Below are 15,685 nucleotides of genomic sequence, written 5' to 3'. Positions count from 1 at the left end.
GAGCGACGTTCGATGAGCGGGTGGCACGACCGCGCGCGGTCGGTATGGGCATGGGCTAGAACTGTTGAGCGCCGGGTCGACGAGGGCATCGCGACCGCCGGGCGTTGGCTAATCGACCACCGCCCACGCACCCGAGCGCATTGGATCGTCGCCACCCTCGGCCTGCTCATCGTCGCCGGCGGGGTGATCGACTATCTGACCCTGCCCCCGCCGATCCCGACCTATCGCGACGTCCGCGCCGGCTGGAAGTCGTCCGAGGCCTGGCTCTACGACCGCCACGGCGTGCTGATCGATTCGTCGCGGGTCGATTACGCCCGGCGCCGGCTGGCCTGGGTGCCGCTCGACAAGGTCGCCGACACCACCAGGACGACCCTGGTCGCGGCGGAGGATCATCGTTTCTACGATCACGGTGGCGTCGACTGGCTGGCGAGCCTGGGGGCGCTGCGCGACCGGATCGAGGGGCGCAAATCGCGCGGCGCCTCGACGCTCAGCATGCAACTCGCCGGATTCCTGTCGCCCGATCTGGCGCGGCCGGGTGCGCGGTCGTGGCTCGACAAGATCCGCCAGATGCGCGCCGGAATGGCGGTCGAGAGCGTCTGGGGCAAGGACGAGATCCTCGAAGCCTATCTCAACCTCGCCGGCTTCAGGGGCGAGGCGCAGGGGATCGGCGCCGCCGCGCTCGGTCTGTTCGGCAAGACCCCCGACGCGCTCAGCCGCGACGACGCGCTGATGCTCGCGGCCTTGCTGCCCGATCCGCAAGCCGGTGCGGGCACGGTGGCACGCCGCGCCTGCCTGCTCAGCCACGAGAAGGATTGCTCGCGGTTCGAGGGCGAGGCCTATTCGATGCTCGGCCCCGCGCGCAGCCTGATGCTCGATCCGGGTCTCGCGCCGCACCTCGCCAACAAGTTGCTGACCAAGGCGGGATTGCGCGTCACCTCGACGCTCGACGCCGACATCCAGCGACTCGCGATCGGCGCGCTCAAACGCCAGCTCGAAGGATTGGGCGGCAGCCGCGCGCGCGACGGCGCGGTAGTGGTGCTCGACAATGCGACCGGTGACGTGCTCGCTTATGTCGGCGGGATCGGCGGCAATTCGACCGCGCCCTCGGTCGACGCCGCGGGGGCCTACCGCCAGGCGGGGTCGACGCTCAAGCCGTTCCTCTATGCCGAGGCGATCGAGAAGGGATATCTCACCCCCGCCTCGATCCTCGACGATTCGCCGGTCCAGCTCGACACCGCCTCGGGGCTCTACGTGCCGCAGAATTACGACAAGGGGTTCAAGGGGCCGGTGTCGGCGCGCTCGGCGCTGGCGGGGTCGCTCAACGTGCCGGCAGTGCGGACCTTGCTGTTGATCGGCGTCGATTCGTTCCGCGATCGACTGTGGGACACCGGCTATCAGGGGCTGGTCGAGGACGGCGATTATTACGGCTTTTCGCTCGCGCTCGGCTCGGCCGAGGTGACCCTGCTCGAACAGGCCAATGCCTATCGCAGCCTGGCCAATGCCGGTCGCTTGGCGCCGGTGCGGATGACGGCGACCGACCCGGTCCCGGTGTCCAAGCCGATCACCACGCCGCAAGCCGCGTGGATCGTCGCCGACATGATGGCCGATCCCAATGCGCGCGCGGTCACCTTCGGGCTCGATTCGTCGCTGCGGCTACCGTTCTGGGCGGCGGTGAAGACTGGCACGTCTAAGGCGATGCGCGACAATTGGTGCGTCGGTTTTTCGGATCGCTACACTGTCGCGGTGTGGGTCGGGAATATGGAAGGCGACCCGATGCGCGCCGTCTCGGGCACCAGCGGTGCCGCGCCGGTATGGCGCGACGTGATGCTCGCGCTCCACGCCGACCGCGCCAGCAAGGCGCCGCCGATGCCGAGCGGGGTGGAAGCGCGCGCGATCCGCTTCGCCGACAATATCGAACAGCCACGGCGCGAATATTTCCTCGCCGGCACCGGCATGAACGTGGTCACGGCGGCGCCCGACACCTCGCGCCGGCCGCGCATCACCAACCCCGTCTCGGGCAGCGTCTATGCGATCGATCCCGACATCCCGATCGACCGCCAGCGCCTCGCGGTCGCGGTATCGGGCGACGCGGTCACCCACCGGCTGGTGCTCGACAAGCAGGATCTGGGCGACGCCAGCACCGCGCCGCTGATCCTGCCGGGCCCCGGGCGGCACCGGCTGGCGTTGCTCGATCTATCGGGGAAAGTGGTCGACCAGGTGATGTTTACGATGCGGTGACGGACTCGACGAATCCGCCGCCTATGCGGACCGATAATTTCCGATACCGCCTCACATCTCCAGTGATTACAGGGCGATTTAGGTAATCTGGCGAGGGGATCGCGATGACATCGGAGACGGCGCGCTATATGGATCGCCGCGATATTTTGGCGGCCGCGGCCGCGATCCCGTTATTGGCGCTTGATAGCATGCCCGCCGCCGCAACGGCGTCGCGTGGCGCCGGCGCCAATTCGGGACTTGCCGACTTCGAGCGCCGTGTGCGCGCGACGATGAGCGCGGAAGCGATCCCCGGTATGACGGCGGGTTTCGCGCGAGGCGCCATGCAATGGGTGCGCGGTTACGGCTTTGCCGATCTCGAGAACAAGGTGCCCGCGACGGCGATATCCGCCTATCGCTATGCCTCGGTGCAAAAGCCGATGACCGCGGTTGCCGTGCTGCAACTGGTCGAGCGCGGCAAGATCGACCTCGACGCCGATATTCGCGAGTACGTTCCCTATTTCCCGGACAAGGGCCATCGCATCACGCCGCGCCAGCTGCTCGGCCATATCGGCGGCATCCCCGATTATGCGAGCGAGGCCGACGAGCATCTCACCGAGCACAAGAATACGCGCGAGGCGATCGCGCTATTCGCCGATCGTGCGCTGATCGCGGAGCCGGGCACCAGGTTCAAATATACCAGCTACGGCTACAATCTGCTCGGCGCGGCGATCGAAACGGTGTCGGGCAAGGCCTATGGCGATTATATGCGCGAGCATGTCTGGGGGCCGGCAGGCATGACCTCGACACGGATGGAGGACCCGGCAGTCATCATCCCCAACCGGGTGCGCGGTTACCGCTTTGTCGACGGTCAGGTGCGCAATTCCGAGTTCGTCGACGTCAGCAGCCGGTTCGCGGCTGGTGCCTCGCGCGGTACGGTGCCCGATCTGCTGCGCTTCGGGACAGCGCTGAGCGAAGGGCGGTTGATCAGCCCCGCCAGCATGGCACTGATGCGCACGCCAATGCGGACCCGCGACGGCAGGATCGCGGGATTCCCGCGTACCGACGGCTATGCAATGGGTTGGAGCGTGCTCGGCCAAGGCAAGGATTGCGTGCTGTTCCACGACGGCGGCCAGCCAGAGACGCGCACGATGCTGATTGTCAGCCCCGAGGCTCGCCTAACGGTCGCGAGCGCGCAGAATTACGAGCGCGATATTCATCCGCCGCTGGCCTTCGCGCTCTATGCGGCGGCGACGGGCAAGGCGTTCCCGATCAAGCCGGCCTGAGCCGGGCTGGGGATCGCGAAGGAAAAAAACGGGGCGTCCGGGCGGGCATTGAAAACGCCCGGACGCCCCGCCTTCCACTGGGAGCTTACCAGTAGAAGTTGTGGATCACGCGCAGCACGATTCCGCGACGCGTATCGATCAGCAGGACGTCGTCATAATGGCGCACCCAGCGCTGGCCCCAGCCGGCGGGCGGCAGGCGATAGCGCCAGGGATCGTTGATCCAATAAGCCGAACCCCAATAGGTCGGCGCGATGCGCACGCCCGGGCGGAAGGCATAATAGCGGAACGGCGCCCGCCAGGTGCCGCGCGCATAGATGCCGCGGTTACGGCCGCGCCAGTCGCGCCAGTCATTGTCGCCCCAGCGCCGGTCACGGTCCGCGTGCCAATCGCGACGGTCCTCGCCCAAGTCGCGGCGGTCGCGTTGCAGATCGCGGCGGTCCTCGCGAATCTCGCGCTGGTCGCGACGGACGTCGCGCCAGGACTGCGCTTGCGCCGCGACCGGCATCACGGTCGCCGCGATCAGCGCGGTGAGGATCAATTTACGCATGATCGTCTCCTTCTTTTTCGGACGGCACGTCTCCAGCGCCGCCATGTCGGGGAGGATTAGGACCGCGACGCTGAACGCGTCGCGAACGTCTCGGTCAGGTTACAGCAAGGGTTTGCAAGGCCAGACGATGGTGCCAGGAACTGACGTCACCCCGGGCTTGTCCCGGGGTCCACTGATCCGCAAGCTGAGGGTTCTCGGCTCCGTGGATGCCGGCACAAGGCCGGCATGACGAATTAGAGCGTCGCCCGAAGACCCTACGGCTGGCTGTCGTCGCCGCCGCCGGTGCCGGCACCGGCCGCGCCGACCGAGCCGATATTGCCGAACAATTCCTCGAAGAAGCTGCGCTTGCGACCCAAGGTCGGCGTGGTCTTGCCGTACGGCCGGACCGACGCGACCTGATCCAGGCCAGTGCGGGTGATGTTCGACACGACGCCCTTCTGGTCGAACGCGATCTTCAGCGTCAGCTGGCTCCGCGCCTTGGGGTTCATATAAGCGAGGTTGCGGCTGTCGCGCGCGACATAATACCATTCGCCCGAATTGAACTGGCTGGCGAAGCTCGGCTTGCCCAGCGTCTGCATCACCGAGGCGCGGTTGTCGACACCCGGCTGGACCGAATTCACCAGGTCGGCATCGATGATATAGCCTTGGTGCGAGCGCAGCGAGGTGCAGCCGCCGGCGAGCGCCACAACCGCGATTGCCGCGGTCAGGCCGCCAAACCGACCAACCATCCGGACTGCCTTCACCATTCGATACTCTCCGTGCGCCGACGCCAATCACCCGGCGCATTTGCATCGCGCGCCGTTCGCCTCAATATGCGGGGTGGGCGGACGGCACAAGGCCGACGCCGCAATGGCCCCGCACAGGACTCCCAAAGGCGAGATTGATGGGTTTTTTCGACAGGTTCAGGGCGAAACGTGACGAAACCGCGGCGCTGTACGCGGCATTGGTGGCGCGCGCGCGCCAGCCGCATTGGTATCTCGACGGCGCGGTCGCCGATACGGTCGACGGACGGTTCGACATGATCGCGGCGGTGCTGGCGATGGTCATGCTGCGGCTGGAGGCCGATCCCGCCGGAGTCGCCGCGGCGGCGCACCTGTCCGAAGCGTTCGTCGACGACATGGATCCGCAATTGCGCGAGATCGGGATCGGCGACTTGCTGGTCGGCAAGCATGTCGGGCGGATGATGGGGATGCTCGGCGGCCGGCTGGGCGCCTATCGCGACGGGCTGGCGGCAGGCGACCTCAAGCCGGCGCTGGTCCGCAACCTCTATCGCGGCGAGGCGCCCGATCCGGCCGCGCTGGCGCATGTCGAGCGCGAATTGCTGGCGTTGCGCCAGGGCCTGGACGGCGTGGCGCTCGATGCCTTGGTCGCGGGTCAGCTCCCGTGACTGTCGAATTCGCGCGGCCGCAGCGCGTCGACACGATCGGCGACGACGCGCGCACGATCGAGATCGAGGCGGACGTGCAGGAACGCGCCGCGCTGGCCAAAAGATTCGACCTGATCGGCATCGAGAAGCTGACGGGCAAGTTCACTATTCGCCGCGACACCGCCGGGATCGTCGCCGAGGGACGCGTCGCGGCAGCGGTGACCCAGGCGTGCAGCATCACCGGCGACCCGCTGCCCGCGACGGTCGACGAGCCGGTTGCCCTGCGATTCGTCGCCGAAGAGGATTCCGGCCAGGACGAAGTCGAACTGGGCGACAGCGATATCGACGTGATTCCCTATGACGGCGGGACGATCGATTTGGGTGAAGTCGCCGCCGAGACGATGGCACTGGCGCTCGATCCCTTTCCCCGCGGGCCGAATGCCGAAGTGGTGCTGAAGGAAGCGGGTGTGTTGAGCGAGGAGCAGGCCGGGCCGTTTGGCGCGCTCGCCGGGCTGAAGGAAAAGCTCGCGAAGAAGTGATGAAGCGGCACGGTTAGTCGACGTCGAGGTCCTTGAGCGAATCCTGAATAGGAAGGCCGAGCCGGCGTCCATCCAGCCAACGCACATCGCGTCCATCGTCTTTGCGAGCTACCAAAAGATCGACATGTGCCGTTTGCATAGCGAGTAGCGCTGCCTGGATGGGATCAACGCCATAGATGGTGCGCCGGCGAGGCCCTTCCGGCCAGGCAATCTCGTAGGTGCAGCAATAGTCTCCCCGGTCCAGTTCCGGTTGGAAGAAGCTGCATCCGACCTCGACACCGTCCACCACAAAGGTGCGCGTCAACATCGGGGGGTGGCCGTCAATCGGCATCCGGCCCTAGCCCCGGGTCGAGATCGCGCGGGCGAACGAAAGTCGTGAGCGTGCAGCCGCCCGCCGCGACGTCGGCCCAGCTGTCGGCCTCGCACGTCATCACCGCCAGGCTGGCGGTCGGGAATTTGACCTCGACCTGGTCGCGCCGAGTGTCGCCATCGGGAACCAGCAGGAGGATCAGATCCTCGAGCCCTGGATTGTGCCCCGACAGGAGCAGGCTGTCGGCGATCACCGGCGCGTCGTGGACCAGTTCGAGCAAGGTCGCGGCAGAGGCGAGATAGGCGCGGCGGTCCCAATCGGGGTCGATGCGGCGGCCATAGCCTTGCGACGCCTGTTCGAGCGTCTCGATCACGCGCGTGGCGGGAGAGGCGATGGCATAGTCCCAGCTCAGGCCGATCGCGCGCATATGGCTGCCGACCGTGCGCGCGGCACGTTCGCCCTTGGGATTGAGGCCGCGGTCGAAATCGCGCACGCCGTGATCGTCCCAACTCGATTTGGCGTGCCGGAGCAGGATGAGCGTCTTCATGGCGCCTTCTGGTTCAACGAACAGTTTCGTTCCCTTGCCCGACCTGTGCGACAGAAGAAAGACGCGATCTCACGCGCGCGACCGCCTCATCGAGCGGCACCCGCGCGATCGGCACCCCGGCGGGGAACGCCGAAAGCAATCGGCTTGGCATCGCCGCCGACAGCAAGATGAAGGCGCCACGGTCGTCGGCGCGGCGGATCAGCCGGCCGAATGCCTGGGCGAGCTTGGCGCGGACGATGCGGTCGTCATAAGCGGAGCCGCCGCCCGCCAGCCGCCGCGCGGCGTGGAGCACGGTCGGCTTGGCCCAGGGCACGCCCTCCAGGATCACCTGGCGCAACGATTCGCCGGGGACGTCGACGCCGTCGCGCAAGGCATCGGTGCCGATCAGCGAGGCACGGCGATCGTCGCGGAACATGTCGACCAGGGTGCCGGGATCGATCGGATCGACATGCTGGGCGTAGAGCGGCAGACCATCGCGCGCGAGGCGGTCGGCGATCCGGGCATGGACGCCGCGCAGCCGGCGGATCGCGGTGAACAGGCCGAGCGTGCCGCCGCCCGCCGCCTCGATCAGCCGGGCATAAGCATTGGCAAGTGCGGCCAGATCGCCGCGCTTGACGTCGGTGACGATCAACACTTCGGCCTGATTGGGGTAATCGAACGGGCTCTGCGCCTCGAACAATCCGGCGCCGCGATCGAGATGCGGGACGCCGGCGCGTGCCTCGGCGGTCACCCAGTCGGGATCGCCCGCCTTGAGCGTCGCCGACGTCACCAGCACACCATGCGCCGGCTTGAGCACGGTTTGCGCGAGCGGGCGTGTCGGGTCGAGCCAGCGGCGATGCAGGCCGATATCGATCTCGCGCCCCTCGATCCGCTCGACCGCCAGCCAGTCGACGAAATCGGGATCGGCCGGGCCGCCGATCCGCGCGAGCAGGCCGATCCAGGCGCCCACCGTGTCGGTCCGCCAGCCGAGCGAGGCGATCGCGCCCTCGACCCGCGCACGCGCCTGCCCGTCCATCCAGTCGGGCGCTTCGGCCAGCACCGCTTCGAGCCGCTGGCCCAGCGCCATGAGCGGGCGGAGCAACGCTTCGAGCCCTTGCGCGGCCTCGGCGGCGGCCTCGATCAACGCGCAGTCGGGTTCGGCGAGTTCGGTTTCGAGACCATAGCCGGCATCGCCATCCTGCGCTGCCCGCGCATAGGTCAGTCCGCGTACCGCGGCGAGCAGGCGTTCGACCACGCCGAATGGCTCGCCTTCCGCGACGCGCTGCAACCAGCCGTCGCTGGCGAGAGCGCGCGCGGCCTCGACCGCGTCGTGGATCGCGCGCCCGCCGGGTTCGTCATAGCTGGCGACATCGCTCAGCCGCGCGGCAAGCCCCCGGCGGCGGCCGCGCGAGGTCGATTCGGGGCCGACGATCCAACGCCTGAGCTCGATCGATTCCTGGCCCGACAAAGCGACCCCGAACATCGAATCGGCGGCGTCGAACAGATGATGGCCTTCGTCGAACACGTAGCGAGTCGGGCGGCTATTGGCCTCGCGGCCGCGTGCCGCATTGACCATCACCAGCGCATGGTTGGCGATGACGATGTCGGCTTCGGCGCTGGCCCGCGCCGCGCGCTCGATGAAGCATTTGCGGTAATGCGGGCAGCCGGCATAGACGCACTCGCCGCGCCGGTCGGTCAGCGCGGTCGATCCGTTGCGGCGGAACAAGGTCGGCAGCCAGCCGGGCAGGTCGCCGCCGATCATATCGCCATCGGCGGTATAGGCCGCCCAGCGCGCGACGAGGTGGGCGAGGACCGATGCGCGGCCGGCGAACCCGCCTTGCAGCGCATCCTCCAGGTTGAGCAGGCAGAGGTAATTCTCGCGACCCTTGCGCGTCACCACGCGGCGGCGGCGCTCGACCGGGTCGGGGATCAGCCGCGACGTCTCGTGGTTGAGCTGGCGTTGCAGCGCCTTGGTGAAGGTCGAGATCCACACCGGCCCGCCCGCTGCCTCCGACCAGAGCGAGGCGGGGGCGAGATAGCCCAATGTCTTGCCGATCCCGGTGCCCGCCTCGGCCAGCACCATGTTGGGATTGTCGCGCAAGATGCGCGGGGCGAAGGCGGCGGCGCAGGCCTCGGCGAAGGCGCGCTGGCCGGGACGCTGCTCGGCGCCGGCGCCGGTCAGATAATCGAGCCGCGCGGCGATATCGGCGTCGCGCAACGTCACCGGCCGCGGCGCCGGCCGCGGCGCGGTCTCGTCCCATTCGGGCAATTTGGTGAACAGCCAGCGCTCGTGCTCGCGCGGTTTGGCGATGCGTTCGGCTACGAGCGGCGACCACGGCCAGCGCAATCGCGCCAGGCTCTGCGCGGCGGTCCAGGCGCCTTCGCGCTCGGGCCAATCGCCCTCGGCGAGCGCAAGCAACGCTGCGGCGGCGTCGCGCAGGAACGGGGCGATGCGATCCTCGCTCTCGGGCTCTGTCAGGCCGAGCGCGCGAGCGAAACCGCGCGGCGTGGGAGCGAGGAAGGTGGCAGGTTTGAGGAAGGCGTAGAGTTCGAGCAGATCGAGCCCCGACAGATCGGCATAGCCCAGCCGCTGTCCGATCAGCGGCGCGTTGAGCACGATCATCGGCGTATCCGCCGCCAACCGGATCGCTTCGCCCCGTCCGACCGCGCGGCAGCCGTCGCCATCGGCGATCCACACCCCGGCATGACTGGCGTGGAGGGCAGGATAAGGCGGGATCGGCATCGCGCGACGGTGCGCGATGCAGAACAGATTGGCAACAGTGATTGCGGCGGGCGGGCCGCGGCTCAATAAGCGGCGGGCGGGTTCCGGCACATGCCGGGAATGAGGACGATGTCGAACAGGAGCCAAACGCCTTGGATCAGGAGTAGAGATCCCCAAGTGCTGAAGCTGTACGGCGAGAGGTACATCACACAGAAACCGACCACCCCGATCACCGACTGCAGCACCGCCGAAATGTAGCGTCCGCAATAGATGCGGTGGGCAGCGAGGCCGCCAACGAAGAACCACAAAAGGTAGGCGATCAGCCGCGACTTGGTCCAGCTTCGTCCCGACGTCGGCGTATCCCATGCCAGGGTACGGACATCCTCTGCGCCGTTCGGCCGCTCTTGTGCAACGAAGCCCGTGCGCGGTTCGGCATAGGGATCGCGGCGCGCTACCGCCGGCGCGACCGGGCGCGACATTGGCGCGGGCGCGGCGGCGGCGCTGCCCGCTGGGAAGCCTTTGCGGCCGAACCCCTGAGCCTCCATTCTCTCGCCCTCCAATTTTTCGAAAGCGGAATAGCGGCATCCGCTTAAACCCGCGTAAACGGAGCGCGTTCGGCCCACTCCGTGGCAAGATTGTCGGATACCATCAGCCGATCGCAGCGACCAAAGCGCCCGCGAGGTTGCAAAACCGACCTGCTTCGCGCACTCGGCAGGCATCATGACAGCGGAAATCGAACAGACAGCAAACGCCCTGCGCACAGCGGCGATCGACTCCAAGGCTTGGCCGTATGAGGAAGCGCGCAAATTGCTCAAGCGCTACCCCGATGGCGCACCGGCCAAGGGGCATGTCCTGTTCGAGACTGGCTACGGACCGTCGGGCCTGCCGCATATCGGCACGTTCAACGAAGTGCTGCGCACGACGATGGTGCGCCGCGCGTTCGAGACCCTGTCGGACATCCCGACGCGGCTGATCGCCTTTTCGGATGACATGGACGGCCTGCGCAAGGTGCCGGACAATGTTCCCAACAAGGAGATGCTGGCGCAATATCTCGGCAAGCCACTGACCAAGATCCCCGATCCGTTCGGCACGCATGACAGCTTCGCCGCGCACAACAACGCGATGCTGCGCGACTTTCTCGACCGTTACGGCTTCGAGTACGAGTTCGTTTCGTCGACCGACTATTATCTGGGCGGCAAGTTCGACGACGCCCTGCGCAACGTCCTGCGCAATTATCGGGCGGTGATGGACATCATGCTGCCGACCCTGCGCGCCGAGCGGCAGGCGACCTATTCGCCAGTGCTGCCGATCAGCCATAAGTCGGGAATCGTCCTCCAGGTGCCGGTCGAAGTGGTCGATGCCGAGGCCGGGATCGTCCGCTTCGTCGATGAGGGCGAGACGGTCGAGCAGTCGATCCTGTCGGGCGGCGCTAAGCTGCAGTGGAAGGTCGACTGGGCGATGCGCTGGGTCGCGCTCGGCGTCGATTACGAAATGGCGGGCAAGGACCTGATCGATTCGGTGATCCAGTCGGGCAAGATCACGCGCGCTTTGGGTGGGCGCCCGCCCGAAGGCTTCAATTACGAGATGTTCCTCGACGAAAAGGGCGAGAAGATCTCCAAGTCGAAGGGCAACGGCCTGTCGATCGACGAATGGCTGACTTATGGCCCCGACGAAAGCCTGGCTTTCTACATCTATCGCGAGCCGAAAAAGGCGAAGTCGCTCCATCTCGGGCTGATCCCGCGCGCGGTCGACGATTATTGGCAGTTCCGCGCGAACTATGCGGGCCAGCCGGTCGAGCAAAGGTTGGGCAATCCGGTCCATCACATCCATAACGGCCCGCCGCCGGCGGAGACCTTGCCGGTGACGTTCGGGCTGCTGCTCAACCTGGTCGGGGTGATGGGCGGCGACGCGACCAAGGATCAGGTCTGGGGCTATCTCGGCAATTATGTGGCCGATGCGTCGCCGGAAAAGTATCCGGCGCTCGACCAGCTGATCGGTTATGCGCTGGCCTATGCCCGCGATTTCGTCGCACCGACGCTCCAGCGCCGCGCGCCCGAGGGTGTCGAGATCGAGGCGCTCAAGCGGCTCGATGCGGACCTCGCCGCGCTGCCGGCGGGCGCGCCGCCCGAGGATATCCAGAACATCGTCTACGAGATCGGCAAGACCGGCGGATTCGCCGAGCTGCGCGACTGGTTCAAAGCGCTGTACGAGACATTGCTCGGATCGAGCCAGGGACCGCGCATGGGCAGCTTCATCGCGCTCTATGGGGTGGACAATACGCGGAAACTGATCGCCGAGGCATTGGCGCGGTAGGATTACCAAGCTAACCAAAAACCTGCGTCACCCCGGGCTTGTCCCGGGGTCCACCGTGCCGCAAACCAACCGAGTGCGGCGCTTGCTGCACAGTGGATGCCGGCACAAGGCCGGCATGACGGAGTGAAGTGATGGTGGCGAAACGCGGGTCCATCCTCCGGGATTTCCTCAAGGACGAAGCCGCCGGCGGTATCGTCCTGATCGTCGCGGCCATGCTCGCGATGATCGCCGCCAACTCGCCGGTCGCCGCCGATTATTTCCACCTGCTCCATATCGAAACCGGCCCGGTGCTTGCGCCCAAGCTCGGACCGATGACGGTGCATCTGTGGATCAACGACGCGCTGATGGCGGGGTTCTTCTTCCTCGTCGGGCTCGAGATCAAGCGCGAGCTGGTCGATGGCGAATTGTCGCGGCCTGCCGATCGCACCTTGCCGGTGATCGCCGCCGCGGCCGGGATGATCGCTCCGGCGATCGTCTATCTCGCAGTCGTCGCGGGCGATCCGGCGTTGGTACGCGGCTGGGCGATTCCGGCGGCGACCGATATCGCCTTCGCGGTCGGGGTGATGGCACTGCTCGGATCCCGCGTGCCAGCGCCGCTCAAGCTGTTCCTGACCACGGTGGCGATCGTCGACGATATGGGCGCGGTGGCGATCATCGCGGTCGCCTATAGCCATGGGCTCGACCTCGTCTCGCTGGCCGGCGCGGCGGTCGTGCTGGGCATCATGATCGCGATGAACCGCGGCGGGGTGGTGCGCCTGCTGCCTTATATCATCCTGTCCGGCTTGCTGTGGTGGCTGGTGCTGCGATCGGGCGTGCACGCGACGATCGCCGGGGTGCTGGCGGCGATGACGATCCCGATCCGGACCTCGCCGGGCGCGCCTGACGATGTCGAATCGCCGCTGCATCGGCTCGAACACGCGCTCAGCCCGTGGATTGCGTTCATGGTGGTGCCGCTGTTCGGCTTCGCCAATGCCGGGGTGTCGCTCGGCGGTCAGGGGCTGCATGTCCTCGCCGAGCCGCTGGTCATCGCCGTCGCCGCGGGCCTGTTCGTCGGTAAGCAGACCGGCATGCTTGGCGCTGTCGCGCTCGCGGTGAAACTGGGCTGGGCGGAGCGGCCGGGCCGGGCGTCATGGACGCAGCTCTATGGCGTGCTGCTGCTCGCCGGGATCGGCTTCACGATGAGCCTGTTCATCGGCGGGCTCGCTTTCGTCGACCCGGTCCTGATCGACCGGGTCAAGGTCGGGGTGCTGATCGGATCGATCCTGTCGGGACTGGCCGGATTCGTGGTGCTGCGCTGGGTGGCGCGGCCGGCGCGCGAGGCATGATGCGCAACTTCTTCGATCCCCGGCAATTGCTCCACGCGCCGACTCGCGAACTGCACAATGGCGGCTTCACCGATTATGCCGAGACGCCGTCACGTGCAGAGGCGATCCTGGCCGCCGTCGGTGGAGCGGAAGCGCCTGAGGATCGCGGCGAGGCGCCGATCCTGGCGGTGCATGACGGCGACTATGTCGCCTTCCTCAAATCGGCGGCGGCGCGTTGGGCGGAGACCGGCCGGCCAGGCGACGTGGTCGGCTATGTCTGGCCGGTGGTTGGCCGCCGGCCGCTCCGGCTCGACCGGATCGACGCGCTGATCGGGCAGTACAGTTTCGACGCCTCGACTCCGATCACGCCGCAGACCTGGGACAGCGCTTATTGGAGCGCGCAATCGGCCCTCGCCGCGACGCACGCTGTGCTCGACGGCGATCGCGCCGCCTTCGCCTTGTGCCGGCCGCCAGGCCATCATGCCGGGGCGGATTATTATGGCGGCTATTGCCATCTCAACGCGGCGGCGATCGCGGCACAGGCGGCGCGCGATGCCGGCAAGCGCCGGGTCGCGATCCTCGACATCGACTATCATCACGGTAACGGCACCCAGGACATCTTCTGGACGCGCAACGACGTCTTCTATGCCTCGCTCCATGCCGATCCGGCGACCGACTACCCCTTTTACTGGGGGCATGGAGATGAGGCCGGCGAGGGCGAAGGGCTAGGCGCCACGCTCAATCTGCCATTGCCGCAGGGGACGACGCTCGATGCCTTTCGCGGCGCGCAGGCCCGCGCCTTGCAGGCAATCGCCGATTTCGGCGCCGAACTGCTAGTGGTGAGTTTCGGCGCCGACACCTATCTTGGCGATCCCATTTCCGCCTTCCGGATCGAGACGCCCGATTATGCCCTGCTCGCCCAGGATATCGCCGCCGCGGGATTGCCGACCGTGATCGTGATGGAAGGCGGCTATGCGGTCGATGCGCTCGGCGAGAATGTCGCGAGCCTGTTGAGCGGCTTCTGATGCCGCTCATTAAGGGCAGCGCCGATTACCGCCGGTTGACGCTTGCGATGTTGTTCGCCGGATTCTCGACTTTTTCGCTGCTTTATTCGGCGCAACCGCTGCTGCCGTTGTTCGCGCATGATTTCCACTTGAGCGCGGAAAGCGCGAGTCTGGCGATCGGGCTTGCCACCGGGCCGCTGGCGATCGGCATCCTGGTCGCGGGAGCATTGTCCGACCGCTGGGGACGGCGGCCAATGATGGTCGCGGCGATGTTCCTGGCGGGCGGGTTCAGCCTGGCGACGGCCGCGGCGCCGGGCTGGCCGGCATTGCTCGCCTTGCGCTTCCTGACCGGGGTGGCGTTGGCCGGGGTGCCGGCGGTGGCGATGGCCTATGTCAGCGAGGAGGTCGATCACGCCTCGGTCGGATCGGCGATGGGGCTCTATATCGGCGGCAGCGCGATTGGCGGGATGGCAGGGCGGCTAGGTGTGAGCCTGTTGACCGATATCGCGGGGTGGCGCGGCGCGGTGGCATTGGTCGGGGTAGCGGGCATCGCGATGGCGGAGGCGTTCCGCCGGCTCGCACCCGAATCGCGGCATTTCGTCCGTTCGGCACCGCCGCCGGGCGAGGTAGTGCGCGGATTCGTCGCCCTGTTTCGCGATCGTGCGATGCCGTTGCTGTTCCTCGAGGCGTTCGTGCTGATGGGCGTGTTCGTCAGCATCTACAATTATGCCGGGTTCCGGTTGATGGCACCGCCTTATTCGCTGGGCCATGCCGCAGTCGGCGCGATCTTCCTGCTCTATCTGCTCGGCTCGTGGAGCTCGGCCTGGTTCGGCGGCGTCGCCGGGCGGCTGGGGCGCCGGCGCATCTTCTGGATACCGGTCGTGTTGCTGATCGCCGGCGTGGCGCTGACCGCGGCCCGGCCGCTCGCTTTGGTCGTAGCTGGGATCGGTGTCGTGACGGTCGGTTTCTTCGGTGCGCACTCGATTGCCAGCGCCTGGGTCGGGCGTCGCGCGCTCGCCCAACGCGGGCAGGCAGCGGCGCTCTATCTGTTCTTCTATTATGCCGGGTCGAGCGTGCTGGGATCGCTGTGCGGGATCGCCTGGACGCGCGCCGGATGGCTGGGTGTGGCGTTCTTTTGCGGCGCGCTTGGCGTCATCGCGTTGATTCTGGGGCTGATCCTCAGGACGATCCCGCCGCTGCCGCAGAACGAGGTCACGTCGCCCAAACCACTCGGCACCGACTGAAATAATTTCGTCACAAGCGGGAACCCCGCGCGACACCGAGCGTTATTACCTAGCTTGAACGAAAGAGAGAGCATTTCGACGATCAGACGCTTCACGCGTAGGATCGTCTTAGGGAGCCCCGCCGCACTATGTGCGACGGGGCTTACTGCTTTTGGGGCCTACCCGATCTGCGATCGCGCAGTCGGTCGTCGCTCACCCGCACTTCCCTCAAACGGGCAACGACGCGGGAGCAAGTCCCGCGTCGTCGGTCGGCGCTGGAGCGCCGCCGGCCGTGCCCGCGCTCTTCGCCTTGCTCGTTCGCACCGGCGCG

At 67.1% G+C, this 15,685-nt stretch carries 14 protein-coding genes; 8 read left to right on the top strand and 6 right to left on the bottom strand.

The features are described from left to right. Positions 1-12 precede the first annotated feature (12 nt). Positions 13-2,238, top strand: coding sequence for a penicillin-binding protein 1C (pbpC, locus tag AC1DRD_RS09825; protein ID WP_478041254.1), 2,226 nt, complete (start codon positions 13-15; stop codon positions 2,236-2,238). 104 nt (positions 2,239-2,342) lie between these two features. Next, the gene (locus AC1DRD_RS09820) at positions 2,343-3,500 is read left to right on the top strand and encodes a serine hydrolase domain-containing protein (protein WP_478041253.1); all 1,158 of its coding nucleotides are present in this window, start codon (positions 2,343-2,345) and stop codon (positions 3,498-3,500) included. Positions 3,501-3,585: 85 nt separating this feature from the next. On the opposite strand, the gene AC1DRD_RS09815 is transcribed toward AC1DRD_RS09820, so the two are convergent. Both AC1DRD_RS09815 and AC1DRD_RS09810 read right to left on the bottom strand, forming a co-directional pair. Then, positions 3,586-4,047, bottom strand: coding sequence for an RcnB family protein (locus AC1DRD_RS09815; RefSeq protein ID WP_478041252.1), 462 nt, complete (start codon positions 4,045-4,047; stop codon positions 3,586-3,588). A 254-nt stretch (positions 4,048-4,301) separates the two neighbouring features. Further along, the gene (locus AC1DRD_RS09810; protein ID WP_478041251.1) at positions 4,302-4,793 is read right to left on the bottom strand and encodes an outer membrane protein assembly factor BamE; all 492 of its coding nucleotides are present in this window, start codon (positions 4,791-4,793) and stop codon (positions 4,302-4,304) included. Positions 4,794-4,930: 137 nt separating this feature from the next. On the opposite strand from AC1DRD_RS09810, the gene AC1DRD_RS09805 reads away from it, so the two are divergent. Continuing rightward, positions 4,931-5,434, top strand: a complete 504-nt coding sequence (locus AC1DRD_RS09805; protein WP_478041250.1) for a ubiquinol-cytochrome C chaperone family protein — start codon at positions 4,931-4,933, stop codon at positions 5,432-5,434. Next, positions 5,431-5,952: a YceD family protein gene (locus AC1DRD_RS09800; RefSeq protein WP_478041249.1), complete on the top strand. Its 522-nt coding sequence runs from the start codon at positions 5,431-5,433 to the stop codon at positions 5,950-5,952. Before AC1DRD_RS09805 ends, AC1DRD_RS09800 begins: the two co-directional genes overlap by 4 nt. A gap of 13 nt (positions 5,953-5,965) precedes the next feature. On the opposite strand, the gene AC1DRD_RS09795 is transcribed toward AC1DRD_RS09800, so the two are convergent. The 4 genes from AC1DRD_RS09795 to AC1DRD_RS09780 all read right to left on the bottom strand — a co-directional run bounded on the left by AC1DRD_RS09795 (position 5,966) and on the right by AC1DRD_RS09780 (position 10,055). Then, on the bottom strand, positions 5,966-6,259 hold the full coding sequence (locus AC1DRD_RS09795) for a DUF6968 family protein (protein WP_478041248.1): 294 nt from the start codon (positions 6,257-6,259) through the stop codon (positions 5,966-5,968). Between the two features lie 13 nt (positions 6,260-6,272). Continuing rightward, positions 6,273-6,809, bottom strand: a complete 537-nt coding sequence (locus tag AC1DRD_RS09790; RefSeq protein ID WP_478032512.1) for a SixA phosphatase family protein — start codon at positions 6,807-6,809, stop codon at positions 6,273-6,275. A 13-nt stretch (positions 6,810-6,822) separates the two neighbouring features. Next, positions 6,823-9,531, bottom strand: a complete 2,709-nt coding sequence (locus tag AC1DRD_RS09785) for an ATP-dependent DNA helicase (protein WP_478041544.1) — start codon at positions 9,529-9,531, stop codon at positions 6,823-6,825. A 62-nt stretch (positions 9,532-9,593) separates the two neighbouring features. Beyond that, positions 9,594-10,055, bottom strand: a complete 462-nt coding sequence (locus AC1DRD_RS09780; protein WP_478032514.1) for a TM2 domain-containing protein — start codon at positions 10,053-10,055, stop codon at positions 9,594-9,596. 175 nt (positions 10,056-10,230) lie between these two features. On the opposite strand from AC1DRD_RS09780, the gene AC1DRD_RS09775 reads away from it, so the two are divergent. The 4 genes from AC1DRD_RS09775 (at position 10,231) to AC1DRD_RS09760 (ending at position 15,375) form a co-directional block, all read left to right on the top strand. After that, positions 10,231-11,823, top strand: a complete 1,593-nt coding sequence (locus tag AC1DRD_RS09775; RefSeq protein ID WP_478041247.1) for a lysine--tRNA ligase — start codon at positions 10,231-10,233, stop codon at positions 11,821-11,823. Between the two features lie 131 nt (positions 11,824-11,954). Continuing rightward, a complete protein-coding gene (gene nhaA, locus AC1DRD_RS09770) occupies positions 11,955-13,148 on the top strand; it encodes a Na+/H+ antiporter NhaA (protein ID WP_478041246.1) in 1,194 nt (397 codons plus the stop codon). Then, positions 13,148-14,152 (top strand): histone deacetylase family protein, encoded by a 1,005-nt coding sequence (locus tag AC1DRD_RS09765; protein WP_478041543.1) that lies wholly within the window; start codon positions 13,148-13,150, stop codon positions 14,150-14,152. The genes nhaA and AC1DRD_RS09765 overlap by 1 nt, the downstream gene beginning before the upstream one ends. Then, positions 14,152-15,375 carry an MFS transporter gene (locus AC1DRD_RS09760; RefSeq protein WP_478041245.1) on the top strand — a complete coding sequence of 408 codons (1,224 nt, stop codon included), beginning with the start codon at positions 14,152-14,154 and terminating at the stop codon, positions 15,373-15,375. Before AC1DRD_RS09765 ends, AC1DRD_RS09760 begins: the two co-directional genes overlap by 1 nt. Positions 15,376-15,685: the final 310 nt, after the last annotated feature.

The organism is Sphingomonas sp. P4_G2 (assembly GCF_056401155.1).
Note: the sequence above shows the minus strand (reverse complement) of the source record. Positions and strands in the feature narration are given on the sequence as shown.